The 26,951-nt window shown below is 67.2% G+C and carries 24 protein-coding genes; 12 read left to right on the top strand and 12 right to left on the bottom strand.

All coding sequences use genetic code 11. The features are described 5' to 3' along the window. Positions 1-64: 64 nt before the first annotated feature. Positions 65-1,192, top strand: coding sequence for a 4-hydroxybenzoate 3-monooxygenase (locus tag AC1DBQ_RS02340; RefSeq protein WP_476927014.1), 1,128 nt, complete (start codon positions 65-67; stop codon positions 1,190-1,192). 116 nt (positions 1,193-1,308) lie between these two features. Next, on the top strand, positions 1,309-1,701 hold the full coding sequence (locus tag AC1DBQ_RS02345; RefSeq protein ID WP_476926959.1) for a nuclear transport factor 2 family protein: 393 nt from the start codon (positions 1,309-1,311) through the stop codon (positions 1,699-1,701). A gap of 1 nt (position 1,702) precedes the next feature. Here the strand turns inward: AC1DBQ_RS02345 and AC1DBQ_RS02350 are convergent, their stop codons facing one another. The 5 genes from AC1DBQ_RS02350 to purB all read right to left on the bottom strand — a co-directional run bounded on the left by AC1DBQ_RS02350 (position 1,703) and on the right by purB (position 9,912). Continuing rightward, positions 1,703-2,137: an acyl-CoA thioesterase gene (locus AC1DBQ_RS02350; RefSeq protein ID WP_091248280.1), complete on the bottom strand. Its 435-nt coding sequence runs from the start codon at positions 2,135-2,137 to the stop codon at positions 1,703-1,705. Between the two features lie 46 nt (positions 2,138-2,183). Next, entirely contained in the window at positions 2,184-2,687 is a 504-nt protein-coding gene (locus tag AC1DBQ_RS02355) for a GNAT family N-acetyltransferase (RefSeq protein WP_091248278.1), read from the bottom strand. A 153-nt stretch (positions 2,688-2,840) separates the two neighbouring features. Next, complete coding sequence (locus AC1DBQ_RS02360; RefSeq protein ID WP_476926960.1) at positions 2,841-7,691, bottom strand: NAD-glutamate dehydrogenase; 4,851 nt, start codon at positions 7,689-7,691, stop codon at positions 2,841-2,843. Between the two features lie 122 nt (positions 7,692-7,813). Beyond that, positions 7,814-8,473 (bottom strand): histidine phosphatase family protein, encoded by a 660-nt coding sequence (locus AC1DBQ_RS02365; protein ID WP_476926961.1) that lies wholly within the window; start codon positions 8,471-8,473, stop codon positions 7,814-7,816. Further along, on the bottom strand, positions 8,470-9,912 hold the full coding sequence (gene purB, locus AC1DBQ_RS02370) for an adenylosuccinate lyase (RefSeq protein WP_476926962.1): 1,443 nt from the start codon (positions 9,910-9,912) through the stop codon (positions 8,470-8,472). Before purB ends, AC1DBQ_RS02365 begins: the two co-directional genes overlap by 4 nt. A gap of 181 nt (positions 9,913-10,093) precedes the next feature. Here purB and AC1DBQ_RS02375 point away from each other — a divergent pair, with 181 nt between their 5' ends. Then, positions 10,094-10,429, top strand: coding sequence for a hypothetical protein (locus AC1DBQ_RS02375; protein WP_476926963.1), 336 nt, complete (start codon positions 10,094-10,096; stop codon positions 10,427-10,429). Beyond that, a complete protein-coding gene (locus AC1DBQ_RS02380; protein ID WP_476926964.1) occupies positions 10,429-11,892 on the top strand; it encodes a hypothetical protein in 1,464 nt (487 codons plus the stop codon). Before AC1DBQ_RS02375 ends, AC1DBQ_RS02380 begins: the two co-directional genes overlap by 1 nt. Here the strand turns inward: AC1DBQ_RS02380 and AC1DBQ_RS02385 are convergent. After that, positions 11,843-12,229, bottom strand: coding sequence for a phage holin family protein (locus AC1DBQ_RS02385; RefSeq protein ID WP_116766790.1), 387 nt, complete (start codon positions 12,227-12,229; stop codon positions 11,843-11,845). The genes AC1DBQ_RS02380 and AC1DBQ_RS02385 overlap by 50 nt on opposite strands. A gap of 97 nt (positions 12,230-12,326) precedes the next feature. Here AC1DBQ_RS02385 and AC1DBQ_RS02390 point away from each other — a divergent pair, with 97 nt between their 5' ends. The 4 genes from AC1DBQ_RS02390 (at position 12,327) to AC1DBQ_RS02405 (ending at position 17,392) form a co-directional block, all read left to right on the top strand. Then, positions 12,327-13,445, top strand: coding sequence for a histidinol-phosphate transaminase (locus AC1DBQ_RS02390; protein WP_476926965.1), 1,119 nt, complete (start codon positions 12,327-12,329; stop codon positions 13,443-13,445). Positions 13,446-13,592: 147 nt separating this feature from the next. Then, a complete protein-coding gene (locus tag AC1DBQ_RS02395) occupies positions 13,593-14,849 on the top strand; it encodes a thiamine pyrophosphate-dependent dehydrogenase E1 component subunit alpha (protein ID WP_476926966.1) in 1,257 nt (418 codons plus the stop codon). Continuing rightward, the gene (locus AC1DBQ_RS02400; RefSeq protein WP_476926967.1) at positions 14,849-15,829 is read left to right on the top strand and encodes an alpha-ketoacid dehydrogenase subunit beta; all 981 of its coding nucleotides are present in this window, start codon (positions 14,849-14,851) and stop codon (positions 15,827-15,829) included. The genes AC1DBQ_RS02395 and AC1DBQ_RS02400 overlap by 1 nt, the downstream gene beginning before the upstream one ends. A gap of 9 nt (positions 15,830-15,838) precedes the next feature. Next, on the top strand, positions 15,839-17,392 hold the full coding sequence (locus tag AC1DBQ_RS02405) for a dihydrolipoamide acetyltransferase family protein (RefSeq protein WP_476926968.1): 1,554 nt from the start codon (positions 15,839-15,841) through the stop codon (positions 17,390-17,392). Between the two features lie 123 nt (positions 17,393-17,515). Here the strand turns inward: AC1DBQ_RS02405 and AC1DBQ_RS02410 are convergent, their stop codons facing one another. After that, positions 17,516-17,854: a hypothetical protein gene (locus tag AC1DBQ_RS02410; RefSeq protein ID WP_476926969.1), complete on the bottom strand. Its 339-nt coding sequence runs from the start codon at positions 17,852-17,854 to the stop codon at positions 17,516-17,518. 256 nt (positions 17,855-18,110) lie between these two features. Between AC1DBQ_RS02410 and AC1DBQ_RS02415 the strand changes: the two genes are divergently transcribed. Next, complete coding sequence (locus AC1DBQ_RS02415) at positions 18,111-19,721, top strand: AMP-binding protein (RefSeq protein ID WP_476926970.1); 1,611 nt, start codon at positions 18,111-18,113, stop codon at positions 19,719-19,721. 3 nt (positions 19,722-19,724) lie between these two features. On the opposite strand, the gene AC1DBQ_RS02420 is transcribed toward AC1DBQ_RS02415, so the two are convergent. The 3 genes from AC1DBQ_RS02420 to AC1DBQ_RS02430 all read right to left on the bottom strand — a co-directional run bounded on the left by AC1DBQ_RS02420 (position 19,725) and on the right by AC1DBQ_RS02430 (position 22,171). Continuing rightward, entirely contained in the window at positions 19,725-20,153 is a 429-nt protein-coding gene (locus tag AC1DBQ_RS02420) for a universal stress protein (RefSeq protein ID WP_476926971.1), read from the bottom strand. Continuing rightward, a complete protein-coding gene (locus AC1DBQ_RS02425) occupies positions 20,150-21,448 on the bottom strand; it encodes an aminotransferase-like domain-containing protein (RefSeq protein ID WP_476926972.1) in 1,299 nt (432 codons plus the stop codon). The genes AC1DBQ_RS02420 and AC1DBQ_RS02425 overlap by 4 nt, the downstream gene beginning before the upstream one ends. Positions 21,449-21,607: 159 nt before the next feature. Continuing rightward, the gene (locus tag AC1DBQ_RS02430) at positions 21,608-22,171 is read right to left on the bottom strand and encodes an NAD(P)H-dependent oxidoreductase (RefSeq protein ID WP_476926973.1); all 564 of its coding nucleotides are present in this window, start codon (positions 22,169-22,171) and stop codon (positions 21,608-21,610) included. 125 nt (positions 22,172-22,296) lie between these two features. Here AC1DBQ_RS02430 and AC1DBQ_RS02435 point away from each other — a divergent pair, with 125 nt between their 5' ends. Continuing rightward, positions 22,297-22,929 carry a TetR/AcrR family transcriptional regulator gene (locus AC1DBQ_RS02435; protein ID WP_476926974.1) on the top strand — a complete coding sequence of 211 codons (633 nt, stop codon included), beginning with the start codon at positions 22,297-22,299 and terminating at the stop codon, positions 22,927-22,929. A gap of 25 nt (positions 22,930-22,954) precedes the next feature. Further along, positions 22,955-24,010, top strand: a complete 1,056-nt coding sequence (locus AC1DBQ_RS02440) for a Gfo/Idh/MocA family protein (protein ID WP_476926975.1) — start codon at positions 22,955-22,957, stop codon at positions 24,008-24,010. 99 nt (positions 24,011-24,109) lie between these two features. Here AC1DBQ_RS02440 and ald read toward each other — a convergent pair whose 3' ends face one another. Beyond that, complete coding sequence (gene ald / locus AC1DBQ_RS02445) at positions 24,110-25,228, bottom strand: alanine dehydrogenase (RefSeq protein WP_476926976.1); 1,119 nt, start codon at positions 25,226-25,228, stop codon at positions 24,110-24,112. Positions 25,229-25,474: 246 nt separating this feature from the next. On the opposite strand from ald, the gene AC1DBQ_RS02450 reads away from it, so the two are divergent. Continuing rightward, complete coding sequence (locus AC1DBQ_RS02450; protein WP_476926977.1) at positions 25,475-26,695, top strand: PucR family transcriptional regulator; 1,221 nt, start codon at positions 25,475-25,477, stop codon at positions 26,693-26,695. On the opposite strand, the gene AC1DBQ_RS02455 is transcribed toward AC1DBQ_RS02450, so the two are convergent. Continuing rightward, positions 26,692-26,925, bottom strand: coding sequence for a hypothetical protein (locus AC1DBQ_RS02455; RefSeq protein ID WP_476926978.1), 234 nt, complete (start codon positions 26,923-26,925; stop codon positions 26,692-26,694). The genes AC1DBQ_RS02450 and AC1DBQ_RS02455 overlap by 4 nt on opposite strands. Positions 26,926-26,951: the final 26 nt, after the last annotated feature.

Raw genomic sequence — 26,951 nt, forward strand, 5'->3', positions numbered from 1 at the left:
AGTCATCACCACCCAAGTCATCACCACCCAGGTAGCGATCATGGGGGCCGGCCCGGCCGGGCTCATGCTCTCCCACCTCCTGGCCAAGGCCGGCATCGAATCCACCGTCCTCGAGATCCGCAGCCACCAGGAGATCTCCGAAACGGTCCGTGCCGGGATCCTGGAGCACGGCTCGGTGAACATGCTCGTCGACAGCGGCGTCTCGGACCGCGTGCTGCGCGACGGCGACCGCCATGACGGAATTGAACTGCGTTTCAACKGCGAAAGCCACCGCATCGATTTCCAGGACCTCGTCGGGGAGTCGGTCTGGCTMTACCCGCAGACGGACGTGTTCCTGGACCTCGCCGCACGCCGGAAGGCYKACGGCGGGGACGTCCGGTACAGCGTCACGGACACCACCATCCACGACATCGAGGCCAAGCCCAAGGTCTGGTTCACGGATGCGGACGGTGTGGAATACGAACTCCAGGCCGATTTCATCGCCGGTGCGGACGGTTCGCGCAGCCATTGCCGCTTCCAGATCCCCGAGGCGCAGCGCAAGTGGTACTTCCACGAATACCCCTTCGCCTGGTTCGGCATCCTGGCAGAGGCGCCGCGCAGCTCGGACGAGTTGATCTATGCCAACTCCGAGAACGGCTTCGCTCTGATCAGTCAGCGCACCGAGACGGTCCAGCGGATGTACTTCCAGTGCGACCCCAACGAGGACGTCAACAACTGGGACGAGGACCGCATCTGGGACGCCTTCCGCAGCCGCGTCAACGGCAACGGCTTCGAGGTCAAGGAAGGGCCCGTGATCGACAAAACGGTGCTGAAATTCCGCAGCTTTGTCCATGCCCCCATGCGCCACGGCAACCTGTTCCTCGCCGGCGACGCCGCGCACACCGTCCCGCCCACCGGGGCCAAGGGCTTGAACCTGGCGCTGAACGACGTCAGGGTCCTCTTCGAGGGATTCGACAGCTTCTATTCCACCGGCTCCACCGTGCTCCTGGATGCCTACAGTGACCGTGCCCTGGACCGGGTGTGGAAGGCCCAGCAGTTCTCCTACTGGATGACCTCCATGCTTCACACCCCGGCCGACGCCGACGACTTCGCCCGCGCCCGCCAGCTTGGCGAGCTCCACTCGGTGGTGTMGTCCCGCCACGGCCGTGCCTAMCTCGCAGAGGCCTACACCGGCTGGCCCGGCGCCCGCTAGGACGTCCGCCAKGGCTCCGGATAGGGCTCATATTTCTGTCGACAGGCCCCGGCGCCAGGACTAGCCTTTAACCGTCCCAGCATGACCCCACAAGGATGACGGAGAGGTGTCCGATCATGGGAACCGCAGAGAATGTTGAACTGGTCCGGCGCGGGTACGAGGCCTTCAACTCAGCAGATATGGCGACCCTCAGCGACATTTTCGCGGAGGACGCGGTCTGGCACGTTGCCGGAAGCGGCGTGCTATCGGGGACGAAACAGGGGCGAGACGCCATCCTGGCCTACTTCGGTGAACTTGGAGCACGCACCCAGGGCCACTTCCAAGCCAACGTCCAGGACATCGTCGGCGGCGAGAAACACACCGTCGCAATCCAGCACACTCACGGGGAAGCCAACGGCAAAACCCTGGACATGCCCACCGTGATCACGTTCGTGGTCCGCGACGGACAGATCGCGGAGGGGCGGGAATTCTTCGAGGACACGGCCAAAGCCGACGACTTCTGGACCTGATTCAGTCCTGTTCGAGAGTTCCGGTCAGGTGATGCGTGGGAATCCGGTCCCGGTCATAGGTGATCTCCGTGTATCCGTGYGGCTCCGGCTTCCCGGACGGGCTCAGGTTCACGAAGACGATTTCTTCGATCGTGAGGATGCTCTGCCGGGTGATCATGTTCCGGACTTCGGCACGCATGGTCAGCGACGTCCGGCCGAAGCGGGTCGCGGTCAGGCCCATTTCGATCAGGTCGCCCTGGACGGCCGAGCTGACGAAGTTGATTTCTGAGATGTACTTGGTGACGGCCCGGCCGTTGCCCAACTGCAGGATGGCGTAGATGGCGGCCTCTTCGTCGATCCACTTCAGCAGGCTGCCGCCAAACAGGGTGCCGTTGGCGTTGAGGTCCTCGGGACGGACCCATTTGCGGGTGCGGAAAGTGATGTCGGCCGATTCCATAGTGCGAGATTAGCCCAGTCCATGCCGGGCGGCRTTGTATGACGCCTCACGCCATGGCGGTGTGCGCGGCGCTGTGCGAATCGATCGGCTTCGCGTAGCAGTAGGAGTGTTGGACGCCGATGTAGGGTCCAAAGTTCGGCACGGGCACAAAGCCCGAGTTCTCGTAGAACTGCCGCCCGTCGGTCTGTACCGAGCCGGCCTCCGCGGTCAGTGTGGTGATGCCCAGCGCGTGGGCGTGGGCTTCGAGGGCTGCGAGGATGGAGCTCGCCACCCCGGAGCCGCGGGTGTAGGGAAGAACGTAGAGGCGCTTGATTTCGGCAGTGCGCGCGTCCAGCATGCGCAGGCCGCCGCAGCCGACCGGCTGGCCCGAGGCTTTGTCGTGCGCCACCAGGAATACCGCGGTGTCGACTTCCGACGGCGGCGGCCCGGGTTCGTGGTCGGGCCGGCCGAAGCGGGCGTCGAGTTCTGCCTGCTGGGCGGCCCTCAGGTCCGCACCAACGGGGTTCGCCCAAGTGACCTGACGGATGTTGAGCCGCGGGTTGGTCTGCATCACTGCCTCGATTCGCCGAAGGGTTATGCAGTCCAAGGCTAGGCACCAGCGATTTCCGCCGTGTTTCCTTCCGGTAAGCGTCGGGAGAACTGTGGATTGTGGTGCAGACAGCGCTTCGGGCTCGACGTCCTGTGGATCCGGGGACAGCACAGCCTAGCGTCGCACCAGTGTCCGCAGGAGTTTCAGTGCCACCGAGATTGAGGCGATATCCACCTGCCCCGGTTTGGTCACTTCCGCGAGAGTGTCCTTGATCCGCGCCAGCTGCTCCTGATGCCCGCGTTCCCAGGCCACGATGCGCTCCACAGCATCGGACGTGCCGGCCTCTGCGGCACTGAGGTCCTGGGTGGTCTCCATCACCGAGACGGTCATGTCCGCTACGGCGGAATACACATCATCGCGCAGGGCGGCCCGGGCAAGGGCCTCCCAGCGGCTCTGCCGCGGCAGGTCGGTGATGCTGAGCAGCAGGTTCGCGGCCCCGATCCGCTGGAACACCGCATAGTACAGGTCTGCGATGGTGGTGGTCGGTTCGCGCACCTGTTCGGAGATCAGGGAGATGTCCAGCAGCCCGAAACTCTCCAAGAGGTCCGAGGCGCGCAGGCCCAGCTCGCGCGGCATCCCCACGGCGTCCMAGTGCGCGAGCCTGCCTTGCGCACGGTCCAGGTCGGAGCCGCGGAGATAGTCCAGGGTTCGGGTMCGCAGCAGTTCCAGGGTTGGCATGATCCTGGCCAAGGCCGCGGCCACGGGCTGGTCCCGATGGTCGTGCGTCACGTACCACCGAGTGGCCCGGTCGAGGATCCGGCGCATATGCAGGGTCGCCTCGGCGACGTGTTCATTGGGATATCCGGCGGGGAGTGCGGCCAACCGGTTGACGATCCACGGCAGGTCGTAGGCCTCGCGCGCCACCACAAAAGCCCTGGCGACAGCGGCGGCCGTGGCAGTCGTTTCCTCGATGGCGCGGAACGCGAACGTGATTCCGCCGAGGTTGATCATGTCGTTGGCCACGACGGTGCACACGATCTGGCGGCGCAGCGGGTGGCCCGGCAGCTCTGCTTCGAAGCGTCCGGAGAGCTGGCGCGGAAAATAGCCGCGGAGGACGCGCAGGAACCACGGGTCGTCGGCAAGATCGCTGGCGTTGAGTTCCGCCGCCAGTTCGATCTTGGCGTAGGCGGCCAGCACCGACAGCTCCGGCGGGGTCAGGCCCTCACCTGACCGCAGCCGGTCCTGCAGTTGTTCGTTGCTGGGCAGGCCCTCCAGCCTGCGGTCKAGGTCGGTGGCGTTCTCGAGCCAGTCCATGGTCCGTTCAAAGCCTGGGCTCCACTCCCGCACCAGGTGCCGGTCGTTGAAGAGCAGGACATTCTGATTCGTGTTGTTGGCCAGAACAAGACGGGCCACTTCGTCCGTCAGGGAATGCAGGAAACCGGCGCGTTCCGCCGTCGGCATCTTTCCCGCCGCGATCATCCGGTCCACGAAGATCTTGATGTTCACCTCATGATCCGAGCAGTCCACGCCGGCTGAGTTGTCSATCGCATCAGTGTTTAGCAGGACGCCGGATAGGGCGGCCTCAATCCGTCCGAGCTGCGTGATTCCCAGATTCCCGCCCTCGGCGATGACCTTCGCCCGCACCTCATTGCCGTTCACCCTGATGGGGTCGTTTGCCTTGTCGCCAACCCCGGCGTTGTCCTCCGAGGAGGCCTTGATGTACGTTCCGATGCCGCCGTTGTAGAGCAGGTCCACGGGCGCACGGAGGATGGCCTGAAGCACCGCGTGGGGCGGCAGGGACGTGATGCCCGGCTCCAGGCCGAGCGAGCTCCTCACCTGTTCCGTGATGCTGATGGCCTTGGCCCGGCGGGAGTGGACGCCACCGCCCTCGCTGATCAGCGAGGGATCGTAGTCCGCCCAGGATGAGCGGGGGAGGGCAAAGAGCCGCTGTCTTTCCTCCCACGAGGCCTCCGCCTCCGGCGCCGGGTCAAGGAAGATGTGCCTGTGATCGAAGGCCGCCACCAGCCGCATGTGATGGGAGAGCAGCATTCCGTTCCCAAAGACGTCGCCGCTCATGTCGCCGATGCCGGCGACAGTGAACTCCTCTTCCTGGCAGTCCACCCCGAGTTCGCGGAAATGGTGTTTCACCGATTCCCACGCCCCGCGGGCCGTGATGCCCATCTGTTTATGGTMATACCCCACGGATCCGCCGGATGCGAAGGCATCGCCCAGCCAGAAACCGTACTCCTCGGCCACCGCGTTCGCGGCATCGGAAAATGACGCGGTTCCCTTGTCCGCCGCCACGACGAGGTAATAGTCGTCGACGTCGTGCCGCACGACCCGCGCGGGAGGCGCCACTGTCTCGCCATGCGGGGTGGTGACCAGGTTATCGGTGAGGTCCAGGAGCCCGCGGACGAAGATCCGGTAGCACTCCAGTCCCTCCGTCAGCCAGGCCTCGCGGTCCGCGGCAGGGTCCGGCAACTGTTTGGGATAAAAACCTCCCTTGGCGCCCGTGGGCACGATCACGGAATTCTTCACGTTCTGCGCCTTGACCAGGCCAAGGACCTCGGTGCGGAAATCCTCGCTGCGGTCGGACCAGCGCAGGCCGCCCCGCGCCAGGGGCCCGAAGCGCAGGTGGACCCCTTCCACGCGGGGCGAGCACACCCAGATTTCGTATTTGGGCCGGGGAAACGGCKCACTCGCGACGGCGGCGGGATTGAGCTTGAAACTCAAGTGGGGCTTACCCTGAAAGTAGTTGGTGCGGAGCGTGGATTCCACCAGGTTCATGAAGGTGCGCAGCAGCCGGTCGGCGTCGAGGACCGGAATGTCGTCGATCGCAGCCAACAGATCCTTCCTGGCCGCGGYGGTCTCCCCGAACCGGTCCGGGGCCTCCAGATCAGGGTCAAACTTGGCCCGGAACAGTGCCAGGAGCCCGTGAGTTGCCCGGACATTGGCCAGCAGGGTGTCGGCCATGAATCCGTAGGAGGTCGTGGTGCCCAATTGCTGGAGGTACTTGGCATAGCTGCGCAGTATTTCCACCTGGCGCCAGTCGATGCCCTCCCGGAGGACGAGGCCGTCAAAACGGTCCGATTCCGAGTCTCCGCGCATGGCAGCTCCGAAGGCATCCCCCAGCAGCCCGCTGGTCCKGGCAGGATCCACACCGGCCGGATACCGCACGCCAAGATCATAGAGGAACAAAGGCCGGTCGTTCCCKCGCACCACATCGAAGGGACGCTGGTTCAGCACCTCCAGTCCGAGGTTGTGGAAGAACGGCAGGATCCGCGTCAGGCTATGGGCTGCGGTCAGGTAGAGGCGGATCCGYGCGTCTTCGGCCAGCGTCGGGGACGCGCTGGCGCGGACATAGACGGCCAGCTGCGGATCGTTCAGCGGCCGGCCGCCCGTGCCGTCGAGATCGAACTGCTCAAACCGCCTGATGTCTTCAACGGCGTCCTCGACGTCGAAATCAGCCCGGTAGCTGGCCGGGAAGGCGGCGGACCATAGTGCCGACAGCCGGCGGGTCTCCGCGGAGGACAACCTGTCCCGGAGCGCTTCGTCGAGGCCCTCGGCCCAGGTCCGCGTTGTGCTGACAATGCTCCGCTCCAGTGCGGCGGCATCGACGTCGGGCATCGCGCCGGGAGGCAGCAGGATCCGGAAGAAGACACGGGCCATGGGGGATTCACTCAGCCGGACTTCAAATTCGAGCGAGGAGGACTGGAAGGCCTGTTTGAGCTCGTGTTCGATGCGGAGGCGGACGGCGGTACTGTACCTGTGGCGGGGGAGGAAGACCAGGGCGGTCATGAAGCGGCCGTAGCTGTCAGCGTGCAGGAACACCCGTGTCTGGTGGTGGGCCTGCAGGCGCAGGATCTCACGGGCCAGCCCGGAAAGTTCCGCCAGGTCCCGGTGGAACAGCTCGTCCAGCGGGAAGCACTCGAAGACGGTGAGAAGCTGCTTGCCCTGGTGGGATGATTCGGTGAAGCCGAAGTTTTCCTGGATGGCGCGAACCTTGTCCCGGATGACCGGGATGCGCCGCACGGACCGGCCCGTGGCGCCCGGGGCGAAAAGGCCCACAAACCGCACTTCTCCCGTGGCGGTCCCTGCGCTGTCGAAAGTCCGGACCAGGATTTMATCCAAGTAAGCAGGGCGGGGGACGGACGATCTCAGATCCGAAATGGAGAGCGTGAGAACCTGCGCATGGGGGAGCCCCGTGACGGGCTGGCGGGCCTCCGGCCGTCCGTCCCTGAGCAGGCCCAGCCCCGTGCCGGCCCGCAACGTCACGACGTCCGGGCCCTCCGCCGTCKAGTATTCATATTCGCTGTAACCCAAAAACGTGAAGTTGCCGCGGTCCAGCCAGCCCAGCAGCTCCACGAGCTGCTCCGGAGTCGGAGCCGCGCCCGCCGGCAGCCGCTCCAGGGAGCCGACCGTGCGCGCGAGACTGGCGTGGATGGCGGGGGTGTCATCAGCGACCAATTGGACGTCCGCCAGCACGCGCCGMACGTTATCCGTAAGCTCCGCGATGGCCCGCGGCCCCGGCAGGCGGCCTATCTCTGCCGCCACCCAGATTTCGGACGACCAACCCGGCGGGGTCTGGGCGGCCTCGGGGGCGCCCGGAATGCCCGGGATTCGGCCCGTCGGTGCGGACTGCGGCAACCCGTGCCGTACTTCCATCAACCGGCCGGTACGGGGATCCCGCCGCACCAGAAAATTGGGATGCACCAGCAACCGGATGGACTCGTTTTGGCGTGTCAGTTCCGCGGTGAGCGAATGGATCAGGTGCGGTATGGCGTCTGCAACCACCAGCAGGACGCTGGCATCGCTTTCGTTCAAGACGTCGACGACGGCCGCGCCTGCCCGGTGGCTGGCCGCCAGTTCCGCATGGCGCACGGCCCGCTGCGCCAGGTTTTCGGGACTGTAGCCTTGGAGGTCCTCCGGCGCTACGTGCTCGTAGTACTCCGCGAAGAAATGTTCATCGAGGCCGTCGAGGATGCTTGCGCGCGCATGCCCCGGATGTGCAGATTTGGGTGACATAAGCCTGCGCCTCCACTGCGCGGGACCAACCGCATGCCGCCGGCCATTCCATCCCCGCGCCTGCTTTCATCATGGCCGCGTTGAGGGGTGCAGTCCAGCCCTGGTCGCCGGGTCAGCCGGCGCTAGGCCGGACGGCCGGTGGGATCTTCCGCCGTCGGGTCTGCCAGGGCCAGGCCTCCCACGGGGCTCTCGTCCCAGTGGATGAGCCGCCATCCGGCGTCGGGATCGCCCTCCAGAGCCACAATGCCGGTGTTGGCAATGACGTGGCGGACAGCGAATTCAGGTTCCACGTTGACGGCCCGCACGCCCGCCCAGACCCTGATGGCGGCGCCATGGCTCACCACGGCCACAGCGCCGGACCCGGCCGCGGCCGCAATCCGGGCAATCGAGTCATCGAAGCGTTCAAAGAAGTCGTGGCCACTGGGTCCGGCCGGCATCCTCCGGGCCAGGTCGCCCTCGGTCCAGGCAGCGACCGTACTGAAGTAGCGCATGTGCGACTCGCGGTCGGTGAGTTTCTCGAGGGACCCTGCTTCGATTTCCCGCAGGCCCGCCAGGACCTCGATGTCGAGGCTGCGCATGGCGGCCAGCGGTTGTGCCGTGATCTGGGTGCGGATCAGGGTAGACGCGTAAAGCAGCCCGATCTCCTCATCCGCCAGCGACCTCGCCAGGGCAGCAGCCTGCCGCTCGCCGAGCTCCGTCAGCCCGGGGCCGGGGTGGGCGGTGTCCAGCTGCCCGAGCACGTTCCCGGGCGTCTGGCCGTSGCGGATGAGCAGKAGCCTCACTTGAGGTGGTCCACCAGCTTGTCCGCGATGCCCGTGTAGCGGCCGGGGGTCAGCGCCAGCAGCCGGGCTTCGGCGTCGGCGGACAGGCCCAGGCCCTGGACGAATTCCTGCATCCGGCCAGCGTCCACGCGGTGTCCGCGGGTCAGGTCCTTGAGCCTCTCGTACGGGTTGTCCATGCCCTCGACGCCGGCGATGGCCTCGGCGCGCATGACCATCTGGATGGCCTCGCCCAGGACTTCCCAGTTGGTGTCCAGATCCGCGGCCAGGACGTCCTCGGCCACCTTGAGCCGGTCCAGGCCCTTGGCGACGTTGGAGATGGCGAGCAGCGAGTGGCCGAACGCCACGCCGATGTTGCGCTGCGAGGACGAATCGGTGAGGTCGCGCTGCCAGCGTGAGGTGACCAGGGTGGAACCCAGTACGTCCAGCAGCCCCGAGGAGATCTCGAGGTTGGCCTCGGCGTTTTCGAAACGGATCGGGTTMACCTTGTGCGGCATGGTCGAGGAGCCGGTGGCGCCCGCGACYGGGATCTGCACGAAGTAGCCGATCGAGATGTAGCTCCAGATGTCAGTGCAGACGTTGTGCAGGATGCGGTTGAACCGCGCGACGTCGGCATAGAGTTCGGCCTGCCAGTCGTGGCTTTCGATCTGGGTGGTCAGCGGGTTCCAGGTCAGGCCGAGGCCCTCGACGAAGCTCTTGGCAACGTGCTCCCAGTCGGCGCCCGGGACGGAGGCGACGTGGGCGGCGTAGGTGCCGGTGGCGCCGTTGATCTTGCCGAGGTATTCAGTCCGGGCAATCCGGTCCAGCTGGCGGTTGAGGCGGTGCGCAATGACGGCCAGTTCCTTGCCCAGCGTGGTGGGCGTGGCCGGCTGGCCGTGGGTGCGGGAGAGCATCGGCACCGCGCGGTTGTCCTCGGCCATGGCGCTGATCTGGGCAACCAGGGCGCGGGCCGCGGGCAGCCAGACGTCCTCCACGGCTCCCTTGACGCCGAGGGCGTAGGACAGGTTGTTGATGTCCTCCGAGGTGCAGCCGAAGTGCACCATGGCGGTCAGGTGATCGATCCCGATGCCGGGCAGGCGGCGGCCGATGTAGTACTCCACAGCCTTGACGTCGTGCACCGTGACCGCCTCGATCTCGGCCAGTTMGGTGACTGACGCGGCGTCKAACTCCGTGACAATCGCGCGCAGCTGCTCCTGCTGGGCCGTCGTGAGCGGGCCGGCGCCGGGCAGGACGCTGTTGCTGGTCAGGTGGATCAGCCATTCGACCTCCACAGCCACGCGGTCGCGGTTCAGTGCTGCTTCGGAGAGGTAGTCCACCAGGGGCGCGACGGCGGACTGGTAGCGGCCGTCCAGCGGGCCGAGCGCGATCTGGTGGTCGGACGCGGCGAGGGCCAGGCGTCCGGACGGCGTGCGGGTATCAGCTGTGGCGGCAGTTTCAGGCATGTTCCGATTCTTTCACGAAGTGCCGCCGGGCCTTAAGCGCCCCTGTCCTTATGACATCACCGTGTGACATCGCCGGTTCGCGTAGCGCGGCGATCCGCGGCCGTTGTCCACATAGCCGGACTGTCCACATAGCCCGACGCCGCCCTTTAGCGGGTGCCGGCCGCCCGCTAGCGTCACTTCCATGACCAGCATGATGCGCCCCGGTTCGGCGGGCAGTGCGGCTATTTTTGGCGTGACGGCCGCCGACGCCGTTGAGTGCGCATCGCGCAGTTACGAAGTCCAGCAGCTCGCGGCGCGCGTGGCGCGGTGCGCCGATGAGGCCGACGCCGTGCTGGCCGCGCTGGGCCGCCTTGAACTGCAGACCTGGCAGTCGCCGGCCGGGCGAGCCTACCGGCTGACCCTGTCCCTGCAGGCTTCAGCCCTGCGCCGCAGCCGGGACGCCTTGCTGGACGCTGTGACCGTGGTGCGCCGGCACGCCCAGAACGTGACGCTGTCCTCGGGCCGGCTGGGTTCCTGATGGCCGAAGCGACACCGGCAGACTCTGGCGGGACGCCCCGGGTTTCCGCGCCGCCGTCGGACGGCAGCCTGCGGATCCGCGGCGGAATCGGAGGGTTCAGTTTCCAGTTCGAGGAGCTCCTTGCCGGCGCAGCGGCACTGGACGCGCTGGTMCGGCAGCTGCAGTCGGTTGAACTGGAGACTGACGCCGTGAAGCACGCACTCTTCCCTTTTCAGTCCGACACCTACACCAGCGGCAGCGACGCCATCATCGCGGTGGGGGAAGCTGGCCGGGATGTCGGCCGTGTCCGGTCGCAGCTGCAGCGGATCGGCGACGACGTCCGTGCCAGCCACCGGGAGTACGAGTTTGCGGAGGCCCGGAATGCCCTGCTCCTGCGGCTGGGATTCCACGGCGCCGAGTACGGTGCGGCCCCGGAGCCTTTCGCCCTCCCCGGCGTGCGCGGCGTCGTAGAGGACTGGGTCGCCACGGCGCMGCGGAATCTCGCCGCGCTGCTGGGCCTGCCCGCGCCTCTGGCCGCCGTTCTCGGAGCCCTGAGCGGACCCGCCGACGTCCGCAGCCTGGTCCGGGATGTCTCGGAGGCGCCGGGGCTCGAGTTCCTCAAGCCCCGGCCCGTCAGCATCGTGGGGCGGGAGACGTATTCCGCGGCCGTCGACCTCTCCCCGGCCGGATTGCTGCGGAGGGCCGGAACGGTGGGCGAGCAGGGCGGCCAGATCGAAGTCATCGAGGTCGACGGCGGCGCCCGGCCGGCGTGGGTGGTCATCATCCCCGGAACCCAGCTGGACGGCCCTCCGGAAGGGGCCAATCCCTTTGATCCCGCCGGAGTGGCCGAGGCCCTGGGCTACGACTCGGCCTCCACGGGTGCCGCCATCCGGGAGGCGCTCCGGCAGGCCGGAGCCGCTGCCGGCGACCAGCTCGTCGCGATCGGCTACAGCCAGGGCGGGATTCATGCGATGAATCTCAGCAGGGACCGCGCCGTCCTGGCCGACTACGATCTCAAGTTCGTGCTCACGGCGGGCTCGCCGGTGGGTGGTATCACCCCGGAACCGGGGATCCGCAGCCTCCACCTCGAACACGCGCAGGACTGGGTGCCGGGGGCGGACGGCCTGGCCAACCCGGATACCAGGGACCGGGTGACCGTGACGCTCACCAACCCGCTGGAGGTGCCGCCGCTGAATGACTTCGGCTTAGGTCCCGGGCACCGGCTGGAAAATTACGCCGACGGAGCCGAACTCATCTCGGCGAGCCTGGACAACACGCTGCGGGATTCGACGGCGGCGCTGGCCGCTGTCGTGGGAACCGGCGGGKCGGCGACGGTGACCCGCTTCTCGCTCCGGCGTCAAGCACTCCTGTCATCGCGGGGAGTGCCCATGGCTCCTGGGCCGGCTCCGGAGCAGCGGACCGGGCCGGGCGCGGCTAGCGATCGAGAGCGGGCAGGAAGCTCGCCACGAGGGACACKCCGCTGATGATGAGGGCGGCGAACACCGCAGTCCACCAGAAGCTGTCAATGGTGAAGTGAACGGTGGTGTAGCTGCTGATCCAGGAGGTCAGGTAGAGCATTCCCGCGTTGATGACCACCGTAAACAGGCCMAGGGTGAGGATGGTGATCGGAAGAGACAGGAGGCTGACGATTGGCTTGACGAAGGCATTGACCAGGCCGAAGATCAGGCCGATGAACAGGTAGCCCAGGACAATGCTGAAAATGTTGTTGTTCGCGGTGGAAATATCCAGTCCGGTGAGGATCCAGCACGCGATTGCCAGGGCCAGCCCGTTGATGATGACTCGTGCGATGAATGAGCTCATGGCCCCCATGCTGTCATACGCCCGCGGGCGGCGGCAGGGACCATATCCCCCTATTGATCCCCCTATTGCGGCAGAGACCCGAAGTAGGCTAGTTGGCATGACTTCATCAGAGAACACGGCCGGGGGCATCAAGCCCCGTCCGGTGGTAGACCTCCTTCCCCGCTACGCGGCCGGAAAACCGCCCGTCCCCGTCGAGGGCCTGGTCAGCTACAAGCTTTCCTCCAACGAAAACCCGCTGCCCCCGATCCCTGCAGTGCAGCAGGCCATCGCGGCGCAGACCGACTTCAACCGCTATCCCGATCCGCTCAGCAGCAAGCTGCGCGCATCGCTCGCCGGCTTCCTGGACGTTCCCGCCGAGGACATCGTCACGGGTGCCGGCAGCCTGGGCGCCCTGAATCAGTTGCTGACCACCTTCGCCGGCCAAAACGACGACGGCAAGGCCGACGAAGTCATCTACGCCTGGCGCTCGTTCGAGGCCTACCCGATCTGCGTCGGGCTGGCCGGCGCCGAGAGCGTAAGGATCCCGCTGACCGCGGACGGACGGCATGACCTCGACGCCATGGCGGCCGCGGTCACCGCGCGGACCCGGATGATCCTGCTGTGCACGCCCAATAACCCGACCGGACCCATCCTGACCACCGAGGAGACGGAGCGCTTCATTAATGCCGTGCCCTCGGACGTCGTGGTGGTCATCGACGAGGCCTACCAGGAATTCGTGCGCGCCGCCGATGCTGTGGACGGCATTGCCATGTACCGCAAGTACCCCAACGTCGTCGTCCTACGGACGTTCTCGAAGGCTCACGGACTCGCCGGGCTCCGCGTGGGCTACAGCGTCTCCCGTCCCGAACTGACGCAGCACCTGCGGGTTGCCGCCACACCCTTCGCGGTGTCCCAGATCGCGGAAATCGCCGCCGTCACGTCGCTCGAGCACTTCGCCGACGTTGTAGAAAGGGTACAAAGCCTGGTTGATGAGCGGGATCGGGTCACCGCCGGACTGCGCGAACTCGGGTGGTTCGTTCCGGACGCGCAGGGCAACTTTGTCTGGCTCAACCTGGGCGCAAACAGCGCGGAATTCGCCGCCCTGGCAGCGGAACGGGCGCTTTCCGTGCGGGCCTTCGGCGACGAGGGGGTCCGGGTCAGCATCGGAGAAACGGAAGCTAACACCCGGTTCCTTGAACTCTGTGCAATCTATACAAAACCACCACGGCGTTCCTAGCGCTTAACATGACGCGTTGTGGCCGCCCCGTGCGGATAAAGTAAGGACGAGTAAGCCAATATATATGCCCAATTCGGAATGTATTCCCAGTTCGGCATATATCCCAGCGATTGCGGCGCATTCGGATGCGGCAAGCAAGGAGACGGTATGGGCGCCACACATCTGCCCTCTACCGAGTTCGACGGAACCGACATGGATGACCAGCTCGAGGCGGAAGCCGAGGCCCAACTGGGCGCCCCGGCCGAGCCGATGGTGCAGCTGCTAGGCCCGGACGGCACCCTGGGCTCGGACMCGGTTTTCTCAAAGTACGCCGAGAAGCTCGATCCCGAGACCCTGCGCGGCTTCTACGCCGACATGTCGAAGATCCGACGCTTCGATGTGGAAGCCACCGCCCTGCAGCGGCAAGGCCAGCTGGCTCTGTGGGTCCCGCTCACCGGGCAGGAAGCCGCCCAGATCGGCTCCGGCCGGGCCAGCCAGCCGCAGGACTACATCTTCCCGACCTACCGCGAACACGGTGTGGCCCTGACGCGCAATGTGGACCTGGCCGAGCTGCTGCGACAGTTCCGCGGCGTCTCCAACGGCGGCTGGAATCCCAAGGACACGAACTTCCACCTCTACACGCTGGTCCTGGCCGCCCAGACGCCGCACGCCGTCGGCTATGCCATGGGCATCCAGYGGGACCAGAGGCTGGCGGCCGCCAACGCCGTCGCCAGCGGGGAAGCGGGACAGCCCGCGGAGCCCAAGGCCGCCGTCATGGTGTACTTCGGCGACGGCGCCAGTTCAGAGGGCGACGTCCATGAATCCATGGTGTTCGCCTCGTCCTACCAGGCGCCCGTGGTCTTCTTCTGCCAGAACAACCACTGGGCGATCTCGGTGCCGAGCTCCGTGCAGACCCGCGTCCCGCTGGCCAACCGCGCCAAGGGTTACGGCTTCCCGGGCATCCGGGTGGACGGCAATGACGTCATTGCCGTCCACGCCGTCACGGAGTGGGMGCTGGAGCAGGCCCGCGAAGGCAACGGACCCGTGCTGATCGAAGCGTTCACCTACAGGGTGGGGGCGCACACCACCGCCGATGACCCCACCAAGTACCGCGGATCCGCCGAAGAAAGCCTCTGGCGGGCCAAGGATCCGCTTGACCTGCTGGAGAAGTACCTCCGGGCCGAGGGCCTCGCGGACGATGCCTTCTTCGAACAGGTCAGGGCCGACGGCGACGAACTCGCCGCCTACGTCCGCAAGACCACCCACGACCTGGAAACCCCGGACATCCGGACTGCCTTCGCCAACACGTATGTGGAAGCCCACCCGCTGGTGGCCGAAGAGCTGGCCTGGTTCGAGGAGTACAGCGCAGGGTTTGCCGACGAGGAACCTGCAAACGCTGACCAGACAGACGAGGCGGCCCGCTGATGACCACCATCACCATTGCGAAGGCCATCAATGAAGGCCTGCGGGCCACGCTGACCAACAACCCCCGCTCGCTGCTGATGGGCGAGGACATCGGGGCCCTCGGCGGCGTCTACCGGGTCACCGACGGACTGATCGGCGAGTTCGGCAGCGACCGTGTGGTGGATACCCCGCTGGCGGAATCCGGCATTATCGGCACCGCGATCGGGCTCTCCCTGCGCGGTTACCAGCCCGTTTGCKAGATTCAGTTCGACGGTTTCGTGTTCCCGGGCTTCAACCAGATCACCACCCAGCTGGCCAAGATGCACTCGCGCAGCAATGGCAACCTGACAGTTCCGGTCGTGGTCCGGATCCCGTACGGCGGCGGCATCGGCTCGATCGAGCACCACTCCGAATCGCCGGAGGCGCTGTTCGCCCACACGGCCGGCCTGCGCATCATCACGCCGTCCAATCCGCACGATGCCTTCTGGATGATTCAGCAGGCCGTCGAATGCCAGGATCCTGTGATCGTTTTCGAGCCGAAGCGCCGCTACTGGCTCAAGGGCGAGGTGGACACCGAGAACCCCGGCGCATCCGCGGACCCCTTCAAGGCGCACGTGCTGCGGGAGGGAACCGACGCCACGATCGTCGTTTACGGCCCGCTGGTGCCCGTGGCCCTCGCGGCGGCCGAAGCCGCGGCCGAGGACGGCCACAGCGTCGAAGTGATCGACCTCCGTTCCATCTCTCCGATCGACTTTGACGCCGTCACGGCCTCGGTCCAGAAGACCGGCCGGCTGATCGTGGCCCACGAGGCCCCCACCTTCGGCGGCATCGGCGGCGAAATCGCGGCCCGGATCAGCGAGCGTGCCTTCCACTCGCTTGAAGCCCCTGTGATCCGGGTCGGCGGTTTCCACATGCCCTATCCCGTGGCCAAGGTCGAAGAAGACTATCTGCCGGACATTGACCGCATCCTTGAGGCGCTGGACCGCGCCCTCGCGTACTAACGAGGACCAATGACGCTTAACAAGTTCAACCTCCCGGACGTCGGCGAAGGGCTGACCGAGTCCGAAATCGTCGACTGGAAGGTCAAAGCCGGCGACACAGTGGCCATCAACGACGTCCTGTGCGAGATCGAGACGGCCAAGTCCCTCGTGGAACTGCCCTCACCGTTCGCTGGGACCGTCACCGAGCTGCTGGTTCCCGAGGGCGTCACGGTGGAGGTCGGCACGCCGATCATCAGCGTGAGTGACGACGTCGCGGCCCCGGCAGCTGCGGCACCGGCACCGGCCGCTCCCGCACCTGCTGCACCGATGCCTGCTGGCGCAGCGCCGATGTACGGAAAGCTGCCTGCCGACGGGTCCGACGCCGGCGAGACGTCCGGACGCCCGGCCGGCGGCCCGCTGGTCGGTTCCGGTCCCAAGGCCGACGCCGTCAAGCGCCGGCGGCGGATTTCGGCCCCGGCGGCTGCTCCGGCCACAGGCCGCGCGACGCCGGCGGCCGCGGCAGCCACCGGTCCTTCCGCCACGGTGGCGGAGCGGGTGGGCGTAGAGACCCACGACATCTGGATCAACCCGGACACCGTCGGCCGAACGGCTGACGAAGCCGCCGGCCCCGCCGGCGCCATCGACCCGCGTCCCACGTTCAGCGGTGCCATCAGCGGCCTGGTCGGCAAGGTGCTGGCCAAGCCGCCCGTCCGCAAGATCGCCCGGGATCTCGGGATCAACCTGGCCGACGTCGTGCCCACCGGCGCCCGCGGTGAAGTGACCCGTGAGGACCTMGTGAGCTACCAGGCCCAACGTGACGCMGAGGTGGACAAGGCGGACTCGTTCTKGGGCAAGTCCGGCCGCCCGCAGGACCAGCGGATCGAGCGGATCCCGGTCAAGGGCGTCCGCAAAGCCACCGCAAAGGCCATGGTCGAATCGGCCTTTGCGGCGCCTCACGTCAGCATCTTTGTCGACGTCGACGCCAGCCGCACCATGGAATTCGTGAAGCGGTTGAAGGCCTCCCGTGATTTCGAAGGCATCAAGGTCTCCCCGCTGCTGATCCTCGCCAAGGCGGTCATTTGGGCCGCGGCCCGGAACCCGAGCGTCAACGCCACCTGGGTGGACAACCCCGACGGCAGCGACTCTGCGGAGATCCACGTCAAGCACTTCATGAACCTCGGCATCGCGGCGGCCACCCCCCGCGGACTGATGGTGCCGAACATCAAGAACGCCCAGGATCTTTCGCTCAAGCAGCTGGCTCTGGCCCTGAACGAGCTCGCCACCACGGCGCGGGCCGGCAAGACCCAGCCCGCCCAGATGCAGGGCGGCACGCTCACCGTGACCAACATCGGCGCCCTCGGAATCGATACCGGCACGCCGATCATCAACCCGGGCGAGGTCGCGATCGTGGCGTTCGGCACCATCAAGCAGAAGCCCTGGGTCCTGGACGGGGAAGTCATTCCGCGCTGGATCACTACCCTCGGTGGCTCCTTTGACCACCGCGTGGTGGACGGGGACCTTTCGGCCCGTTTCATGGCCGACGTCGCCGCCATACTGGAAGAGCCGGCACTGCTGCTGGACTAGCCCCCGGAACTGCTGCCGGACCAGGGCCAACAGAAAACGGAACCCCGCCGCTGAATGCTTCAGCGGCGGGGTTCCGTCAGTGTCAGGGCGTGTCAGGGTCAGGCCACGCGGCGCCGGGGTGCCTCAGTTGCCCGAGTATGCCGTCAGAACCTGTGCCAGGGCAGGATCGCCGCTGATGCCGGCGAGGGCGGCCGAGGCGGCAAACATCAGTCCGGCGAGTCCCAGGCTGCACGCGCTGGCCCCTGCGAGGAACTTCCAGTCCTCGCGGAGCACGCTCCGCACGGTGTCCGGCATGCGCAGTCCCGGGGCTATCAGGTTGGGGGCGCTGTCCGTTGATCCGTCGTCCAGAAAGGCGACAACGCGGCCTGCGCCGCGGTCCACCCGCATGGTGCTGATGTGGTTGCCGTGGCGGGCCAGCAGGATGTCGTGGCCAACCAGCTGGCGGCGCTGAAGAGTGATCATGGGGTCCCCTTGGTAGGTGGATTCTCGGATGTCCGCACCATCGCAGGGCACTTCCCATTTTACCGAGCCAGGCCTGCCCGGACGGGCCGCGGGGCGGTGAGGCTGCCCACGGGAGGGGGTGATCCTCATCAACTCCGACCACAGTCAAGTCCGGTCACAGTCAGGTCCGTGCCGTCCTGTCCGCCGGGCGCACCGCGGCACTAGAGTGACACCAGCCGCCGCCAGCCCGGCGGACGCGGATCAAAGGAGATGTTGCGTGTTTTCAAGCCCGTACCCCGACGTCGATGTTCCCAACCTCGGTATCTACGACTACCTCTTCGGCGACCTGGCCGAAGAAGACCTGGACCGGGTCGCCGTCGTCKACGGCGCCAGCGGTGCGGAAACCACCTACCGTACGCTCCGCGGCCAGATCGATGCCCTCGCCGGTGCCGTTGCCGCCCAAGGACTCGGCGTGCACGGCGTGGCAGCCGTCCTGTGTCCGAACATTCCCGCGTTTGCCACTGTCTTCCACGGCCTGCTGCGGGCGGGCGCCACGGTCACCACGATCAACTCCCTGTACACGGCGGAGGACATCGCCAACCAGCTCAGCGACGCCGGCGCGGGCTGGCTTTTCACCGTCTCGGCGCTGCTGCCGGCCGCCCGGGAGGCCGCCGAAAGGACCGGGATCCCTGCCGCGCGGCTCGTGGTGATCGACGGCGCCGACGGCCACCCCTCCCTCGCTGACCTCCTCGGCGCCGGGGCGCCGGCGCCCCACGTTTCGTTCGATCCCGCCACCCACGTGGCCGTGCTGCCGTACTCCTCCGGCACCACGGGCCGGCCCAAGGGCGTCATGCTCAGCCACCGGAATCTGGTCGCCAATGTGGAACAGTCCCGGGGACTGCTCGACGTCGGCCCCGAGGACCGCGTCCTGGCGCTGCTCCCGTTCTTCCATATCTACGGACTCACGGTCCTGTTGAACATCGCCCTGCGCCAGCGGGCCCGGCTCGTGACCATGCCCCGGTTCGATCTGCCCGAGTTCCTGCGGATCATCCAGGATCACCGGTGCACCTACCTGTTCATCGCCCCGCCGGTGGCCGTGGCGCTGTCCAAGCACCCGCTGGTTGCCGAGTACGACCTCAGTTCGGTCCACACCACGCTCTCCGGGGCGGCACCCCTGGACGGGGAGCTCGGTACCCGACTCGCGGAGCGCCTGGGATGCCGCGTGCTGCAGGGGTACGGCATGACCGAGATGAGCCCGGTGTCGCACCTCATTCCGCGCGACGGCGTTGATGTTCCCGTCAGCTCGGTGGGGTACACGGTGCCCAACATGCAGTGCCGGCTCGTGGATCCGGCCACGGGGGAGGAGATTCCGGTTCCCGCGGAAGGAACCAGCGCGCCGGGACACCTGCTGTGCCGCGGACCGAATGTCATGCTCGGTTACCTCAACCGGCCGGAGGAAACCGCGGACACCCTGGATGCGGACGGCTTCCTGCACACCGGGGACATCGCGACGGTGCGGACGGACGGCGTCGTGACGATCGTGGACCGGCTCAAGGAACTCATCAAGTACAAGGGCTACCAGATCGCTCCGGCGGAGCTGGAGGCGCTGCTCCTGACCCACCCCGGGATTGCCGACTCCGCGGTGATCGGAGCCCCCGACGCCGATGGCCAGGAAGTGCCCATGGCGTTTGTGGTGCGCCAGCCCGGACCGGACGGCGCCGCCTTGGATGAAGACGCCGTCATGGCCTTCGTGGCGGCCAAGGTGGCGCCGTTCAAGAAGGTCCGGCGGGTGGAGTTCATCGAGGCCGTGCCGAAGTCGTCGTCAGGAAAAATCCTGCGCCGGATGCTCAAGACCGCGGCACCGGCCGCGGGGGCAGCAGAGCAGTAGGGCCTAGCCGACGTCGGTCTTGGCGATGTAGACGTCGCAGGGGGCGTTGTGGGCCACGCTGTTCGCAACGCTCCCCAGCACCCGGCCGATTCCGCTCATGCGCCGGTTGCCGACCACAATCATCCGGGCGCCGGTCCGTTCGGCTTCGTTGATGAGGGCCTCCGCGGGTTTGCCCGGGGCAGCGGCGTAGGAAACATCGGTGCCGGGGCGGCGCAGGCCGTCCGCGACCGTGCGGGCGACCTTCTCCGCGTTGCCGGCGTCGGAAATGATMCACGTGTCGCCGCCGCTGCTGATGACCTCGGTCCTGTCGMTGTCGAAGGCACTGACMACGTGAAGGGTCGCCCCCATGGACGCTGCGAGGTCACGTGCAGTCTGCGCCGCCCGCAATGCAGTCTCACTGCCGTCGACGCCGACAACGATAATTCCGGTCATGGCTTCAGCTCCTCTACAGCTTCGCGCAGGACCGGCGCGAGACGCCGCACGCCCTCACGGATGGACTCGGGCGGCACAGCGCTGAACGCCAGCCGGATCTTGTTGGACGGGTCGTCCGAATGCGTAAATGCCGCCCCCGGGATGAACACAACGCCGGCGTCGATCGCCTTCCTCAGCAACGGGTAGGTGTCCACGCCGTCGGGCAGCGTGACCCACACGAAGAAGCCGCCGTCGGGGCGCGTCCAGCTCAGCCCGTCCGGCATGAATTCTGCCAGGGCGGCAAGCATTGCCTCGCAGCGTTCCTGGTACAGCCCCCGGTAAGTCTCGATCTGGCCGCGCCAGTCGTAATCGCGCAGATAGGCCGAGACCAGCATCTGGTTGAACGTCGGCGGGCACAAGGTGACGGCCTCCGAAGCCAGGTAATAGCGGCGCTGCAGGTGGGCAGGGACCAACGCCCAGCCGATCCTTAGACCGGGTGCGAAGATCTTCGAGAAGGACCCCATGTAGATGACGTCGTCGGGGTTGGCTGCCCGCAACGGGATCAGTGGCTTGCCGTCGAAGCGGAGCAGACCGTAGGGATTGTCTTCCAGCACCAAGATATTCGCGCGGCGGCATATATCGACCACTGATTGCCGGCGTTCCGGGGACAGTGTGATGCYGGACGGGTTGTTGAAGCTGGGGATGGTGTAGAGGAACTTGACATTCTTCCCCGCGGTCTGGAGGGCGGCGATCTTCGCCTCCAGCAGGTCCGGGACGATGCCGTCCCCGTCCATCGGCACGGTTTCGACCTCCACCTGGTAGGCCTCGAAGGTGTTGAGGGCGCCCACGTAGGTGGGGTCTTCCACGAGGACCACGTCGCCCGGGTTGCAGAAGACCTTGGTGGCTACATCCTGCGCGGACTGGGAACCCGCGGTAATGACGATGTTCGCAGGATCGGCGTCGAGGATCCCCTCTGCTGCCATGACCTCGCAGACCTGGGTGCGGAGTTCCTCGGTGCCCTGGCCGCCGCCGTACTGCAGGGCGGTCATGCCCTGCTCGGCGATGATTTTCGCGGCTGTCTGGCCGAGGCGCTCCAGCGGCAGAGACTGCAGGTATGGGCTTCCCCCGGCCAGGGACACCAGGCCCGGGCGCATCGAGATGTCGAAAACATCCCGCACGGCCGACTGTTTGATATTTGCTGCGCGCTCCGAGAACAGGATCTCGTGGCGGTGGGCGGACGTAGCCGCACGTTMGATTGCGTCAATGGCCTCGGCCGGAAGTACTGCTGCGGCGGCATCAAGTGTTTCGTGGGTCACAGTCCCAAGGATACTACCCATGTTGCCTGGGGGGAAACGATTGTTTTCAAGGGGGCCCGTGCCGGGCGCCATGCGACGGCATCTGCCGGCTGGCCGGAAAGCGCAGGGCCCCCGGCAGCCGCGGCTGCCGGGGGCTCAAGGGAGCAGGAGCTGGGCGGGCTACGCCGCTTCCGGGGTGCGTGCTTCGGCCAGCGCGTCGAACACGCCCTTGATCTGCTCKACAACTTCGGCGTCGTCCTTCGGGTGAACTTCGGCAAAGCGGACCATCGAGCCGGGGACTGCCATCTTGACGTTTTCGAGGACCTGGGCGCCGGCGATGCCGACGGCCTTGCGGGCCTCGTCCTGGGCCCAGACACCGCCGAACTGGCCGAAGGCGGTGCCGACGACGGCGGTGGGCTTGCCGGCGAGGGCGCCGGCGCCGAACGGGCGGGACAGCCAGTCAATGGCGTTCTTCAGGGAGGCCGGGACCGTGCCGTTGTGCTCCGGCGTGACCAGCAGGAGGGTGTCGGCGTCGTTGGCTGCTGCGCGCAGGGCGGCCGCCGCTGCGGGCACCTGGCCTTCGACGTCGATGTCCTCGTTGTAGAACGGGATGTTGCMGAGGCTCTCGTGAATGACGACGTCCACCTGCTCCGGCGCGTTGAGCTGGATGGCCTCGGCCAGCTGCTGGTTGGTGGAGCCGGCGCGCAGGCTGCCGACKAGGGTGAGGACGGTCTTCTTGGACATGTGTACTCCTATGCGTCACGCCGCGGGACGGTTCCGGCGGCTGGCTGGTCGTGAGGCTTTGAGGCCTTCACCCATGCTAAACGGACCGTGGTCCGGTTATATTCCCAGGCGCTAGAATCAGCGGTGTGAGCCTCATCCCCATCCGTCCCGGTGCCCAGTCCGGGGKAGGGCGCGCCCCCGGGCCCGCCGCAGAGTCCGAGCGCCGTGATGCGGCGCGCAACAGGGAGCTCCTGCTCTGCGCGGCCCGGGAAATCGTTGAGGAATCCGGCGCCGACGCCCTCACCATGGACCGGCTGGCCCAGCRCGCCGGCGTTGGCAAGGGAACAGTCTTCCGGCGGTTCGGCAGCCGTGCCGGGCTGATGATGGCGCTCCTGAGCGGTGCCGAGGCCGAGTTCCAGGGCCGGTTCATGTTCGGCCCGCCTCCGGTCGGCCCCGGCGCGCCGCCCCTGGAGCGCCTGATCGCCGTCGGGGCTGCGCGCATATCCTGGATCCTGGAATTCGGGGAGCTGGCCCGGGCCGCCGACGCCTCGGTCTACAACAGGTTCGATGTCCCGCCGGCCGTCCTCTGGCACCGCCACCTCGAGATGCTGTTGCGCGAAGCCGGCGTGACGGCGGACCCGTGGCTCATGGCGTCGGCCCTGGGCGCTGCGCTGGAGCCGGAACTGCTGCTGCACGCTGTCGGCGTGCACGGGATTGCGCCCGAGCGGCTCGCGGAAACGTGGCGGGAACTCGTCACGCGCGTAGTGGGTGGCGGCTAGCGGCCGGAGCGGTAGCCTAGGCACCATGAGCAACGATTCAGCCCGGCCCATCCGCACCGGCGTCGCCGGGTTCGGCCTCTCGGGCAGCGTTTTCCATGCCCCGTTCCTTGCCGCGAACCCCGCCTTCTCGCTGGATGTMATCTCCACGTCCGACGCCGGCCGGAAGTCTGCCGCCGCCGCCAGCTACCCGGCGGCCAGGATCGTCGACACCCCGGCCGACATCCTGGAGCTCGCCGGCGAGCTGGACCTGCTGGTGCTCGGCACGCCGCCGGCCACCCATTACCCGCTCGCAAAGGCGGCGCTGGAAGCCGGCCTCGACGTCGTCGTCGACAAGCCGTTCGCGGTGCGCAGTGCAGAAGGACAGGAACTCATCGACCTCGCCGAGCGGCGGGGCCGGGTGCTCACCGTTTTCCAGAACCGGCGCTGGGACGGCGACTTCCTGACGGTCAAAGGACTCATAGACACGGGAGTCCTCGGCACAGTGACCCGGTTTGAGTCCCGCTTTGAGCGGTGGTCGCCCGACGTCTCAAAAGCGTGGAAGGCGGCCGCGACCCCGGACGACGGCGGCGGGGTACTCTTCGACCTCGGCACCCACCTGCTGGACCAAGCGGTGCAGCTCTTCGGCCCGGCGACGGTGACGCACGCGGAACTGGAGGTCCGGCGGCCGGGCGAGAAGGCTGACGACGACGTCTTCGTGGCCCTGCGGCACGGGTCAGGGGTGATCAGCCATCTGTGGATGAACATGCTCTGTGCACAGCAGGGTCCGCGCTATCGCGTGCTGGGCAGCACTGGAGGTTTCTCCAAGCACGGCGTGGACCCGCAGGAGCCCTACATTGTGGCCGGCGGCAGTCCGCTGGACGCCGACTACGGCGTCGAGGACCCGGGCTGGGCCGGGCTGCTGGGACGCGACGGGCACCTGGACCGGCTACCCAGCGAACGCGGCGCATACCCCGAGTTCTACCGGATCCTGGCGGCGAAGATCGCTGACGGCGGGGCGGCCTCGGCGCTGCCCGTCCCTGTCGACCCCGCCGGTCCCGTCGAGGTGCTGCGGCTCATCGAGCAGGCCCGGGCTTTGGCCTGACAGGTTTCGCTGACCGGACTTAAAGAGCAATCGACTGCTCCGCAACTGCCGTTTTGGGGGTCCAAGAGGGCGGTTACGGAGCAGCCGATACGGTGATGCTTACGCGGAGACCAGCTGGTGCCAGTCGGCGACGACGGGCAGGTTGTGTGCCTCGGAGACGGAGTGGTGGGCAACCTTGCCCGCGGCGATGTTCAGGCCGGCGGCGAGGGCGGCGTCACGCTCGAAGGCAGCCTTGACGCCCAGGTTGGCCAGGGCCACGGCGTAGCGCAGGGTGACGTTGGTCAGCGCGTAGGTGGAKGTGTTCGGGACGGCGCCGGGCATGTTGGCCACGCAGTAGAAGATCGTGTTGTGGACCTTGTACGTCGGTTCCTGGTGTGTGGTGGGGTGGGTGTCCTCGAAGCAGCCGCCCTGGTCCACGGCGATGTCCACCAGCACGGAGCCGGGCTTCATCCGGGACACGAGTTCGTTGGTGACGAGCTTGKGGGCCTTGGCGCCCGGGATCAGGACGGACCCGATCACGAGGTCGGCGTCCACCACGGACTTCTCGATTTCGTAGGAGTTGGACGCGACCGTCTTCAGGCCGCCCTGGTACTGGGCATCGAGCTCGCGCAGACGGTTGATGTTGATGTCCAGGATGGTGACGTCGGCGCCGAGGCCCAGGGCCATGGCGGCAGCGTTCGTGCCGGCAACGCCGGCGCCCAGGACAACCACCTTGGCCGGGCGGACACCGGGGACGCCGCCGAGCAGCACGCCCTTGCCGCCGGCCGGAGCCATCAGGGAGGTCGCGCCGACCTGCACGGACAGGCGTCCCGCAACCTCGGACATCGGGGCCAGCAGCGGCAGGGACCGGCCTTCCTGGACKGTCTCGTAGGCGATCGCGGTGACGCCGGAGTTGATCAGTTCCTGGGTCAGTTCCGGCTCGGCGGCCAGGTGCAGGTAGGTGAAGAGGATCAGGCCCTTGCGGAAGCGGTGGTATTCGGCCTTGACCGGTTCCTTGACCTTCATGACCATGTCGGCGCGGGCCCAGACGTCGTCGGCTTCGGCGACGATCTCGGCGCCGGCGATCGCGTATTCCTCGTCAGTGATGCCGGAGCCCAGGCCGGCGCCGCGCTCTACGAGGACAACGTGGCCGTGGGTGCGGAATTCGTGAACGCCCGCTGCCGTGATGGCGACGCGGAATTCGTTGTTCTTGATCTCTTTGGKGACACCGATGATCATTTTTTTGCTCCAGTAGTGGCGGCCTCGCGGGCCTGGATGAGCGGGGGATTTCGTACTTCCAGAATAGATCCCGCTGTGAGGCAGGCGACAGGAGTGGCCGGTCGGCCCAAGCCATCGGCCCCGTCTTTCCGGGGTTTTTCGAATCCAGTGGTAGACATTTGTCGAGATAGCGGGCGTCAGGTGTCGGCTCGTGTCCGTTCGCGGCCGCATTCGCAGTGCGGCCGTCCGGCGCAGTAGTCTGGCAGCATGCAGCAGCAGGACGTGGAGCAGCTCGTGGAGCAGGTGGCGCAGCGGCTGGGCCGCGGTCTCTCGCTTGAGGACCTCGACGGTTTGCTCCTCGCTTACAGTTCCAACCAGTCGCATGCGGACCGTGTCCGGGTGAACTTCCTGCTCAGCAAGCGCGTCCCGGTGGAAGTCAGCGCGTGGCAGCTTTCCCACGGGATCGCGACGGCGGTCCGGCCGGTGGTCGTGCCGGCCAACGCGGACCTCGGCATGCTGGGCCGGGTGTGCGTGCCGCTGCTGGTGCGCGGCTTCCGGGTGGGGTACCTGTGGGTCCAGCTTGATCCCGAGGAACCCAGCGCCGCAACCGTCCTCGCCCAGCTGCCGGACGTGGCGCGGGAGCTGGAACAGCTATCCTCCCTGCTGCTGGATTCCAACACCGCAGAGTCCGAGTTCCGCCACCGCCGCGAACAGGAATTTCTGGCCGCCTGCGTCGGCGAGGCCAACGCGKCCGCGGCTGTGGCKGGCTGGAAAGAGGTCCAGGGCAAGGGGCCATGGCAGCTGGTGACTGTCMTGGACGCCGACGGCTGGGCCGGGGGGTCGGACCCCATCGCGGACACGCTCATCCACCGCTCCGCGGCACTGCAGGCCACCATCGGCGTCGACGCCGCCTTGTTCAGTGCCGGCACCGAAACCCACGCCGTGGTGCTCTTCAAGGAATCCACCGGACGGGCTGACCACGCCCAGGTCCTGGTCCACTACCAGCTGGAACTCGCCAAACGCTCGGGGCGGACGGTCCGGCGGATCATCCTGGGCACCAGCGAGGGGTTCGCCAAGCCGCGCGAACTCGCCGATGCCTACCGGCAATCTCGGCAGGCGGCCCAGGCGGCGGCGGTGGATCCCCAGCTGGGGGAGCTTGTCGACTGCCGGGCCACCGGCGTCTACCAGCTCCTGGCATCAGCCGGCGGAGGCGCGGGCGCCTGGGCGGACGCGGGATCCGTGTATTTCCGCATCCTCGAAGACCATGACCGGAACCACGAGCTGCTTCCCGTCCTGGAGCTGTTCTATGACAACGACGGCTCGGTCCAGGAAGTCGCGACCAAGCTGCACCTCCACCGGAGCAGCATCTACAACCGGCTGGGCCGGATCCGGCAGCTGCTGGGCGTGGACCCGCTGAAGGGAATGGTGCGGCTGGAGCTTCACGCCGCGMTCAAGGCTCGGCGCTGGGCCGGCCGGCCCCGGATTTAGCCCTCGCGGTTCGACGMGTCGGCGTCGAGAACCAGTCMGGCGTCCGGGCCGGCAACGCCGGYGTCCGGCCCGGGCTGGCGGGCGGCGCTCCGACGTCGGGATATCCGGCTATCCACCCAKAGGGACACGGCAACKAACGCGACGCCGCTGGCCATATAGCTGGCGGTGTTGTTCAGGCCCATCGCGGTTCCGACGAAGCCGGCGAGCAGCATGGCGGCGATGCCTGCCACGATGTGCCATCCTCTGAATTTACMCA

Source organism: Arthrobacter sp. 10T413_2 (genome assembly GCF_056394205.1).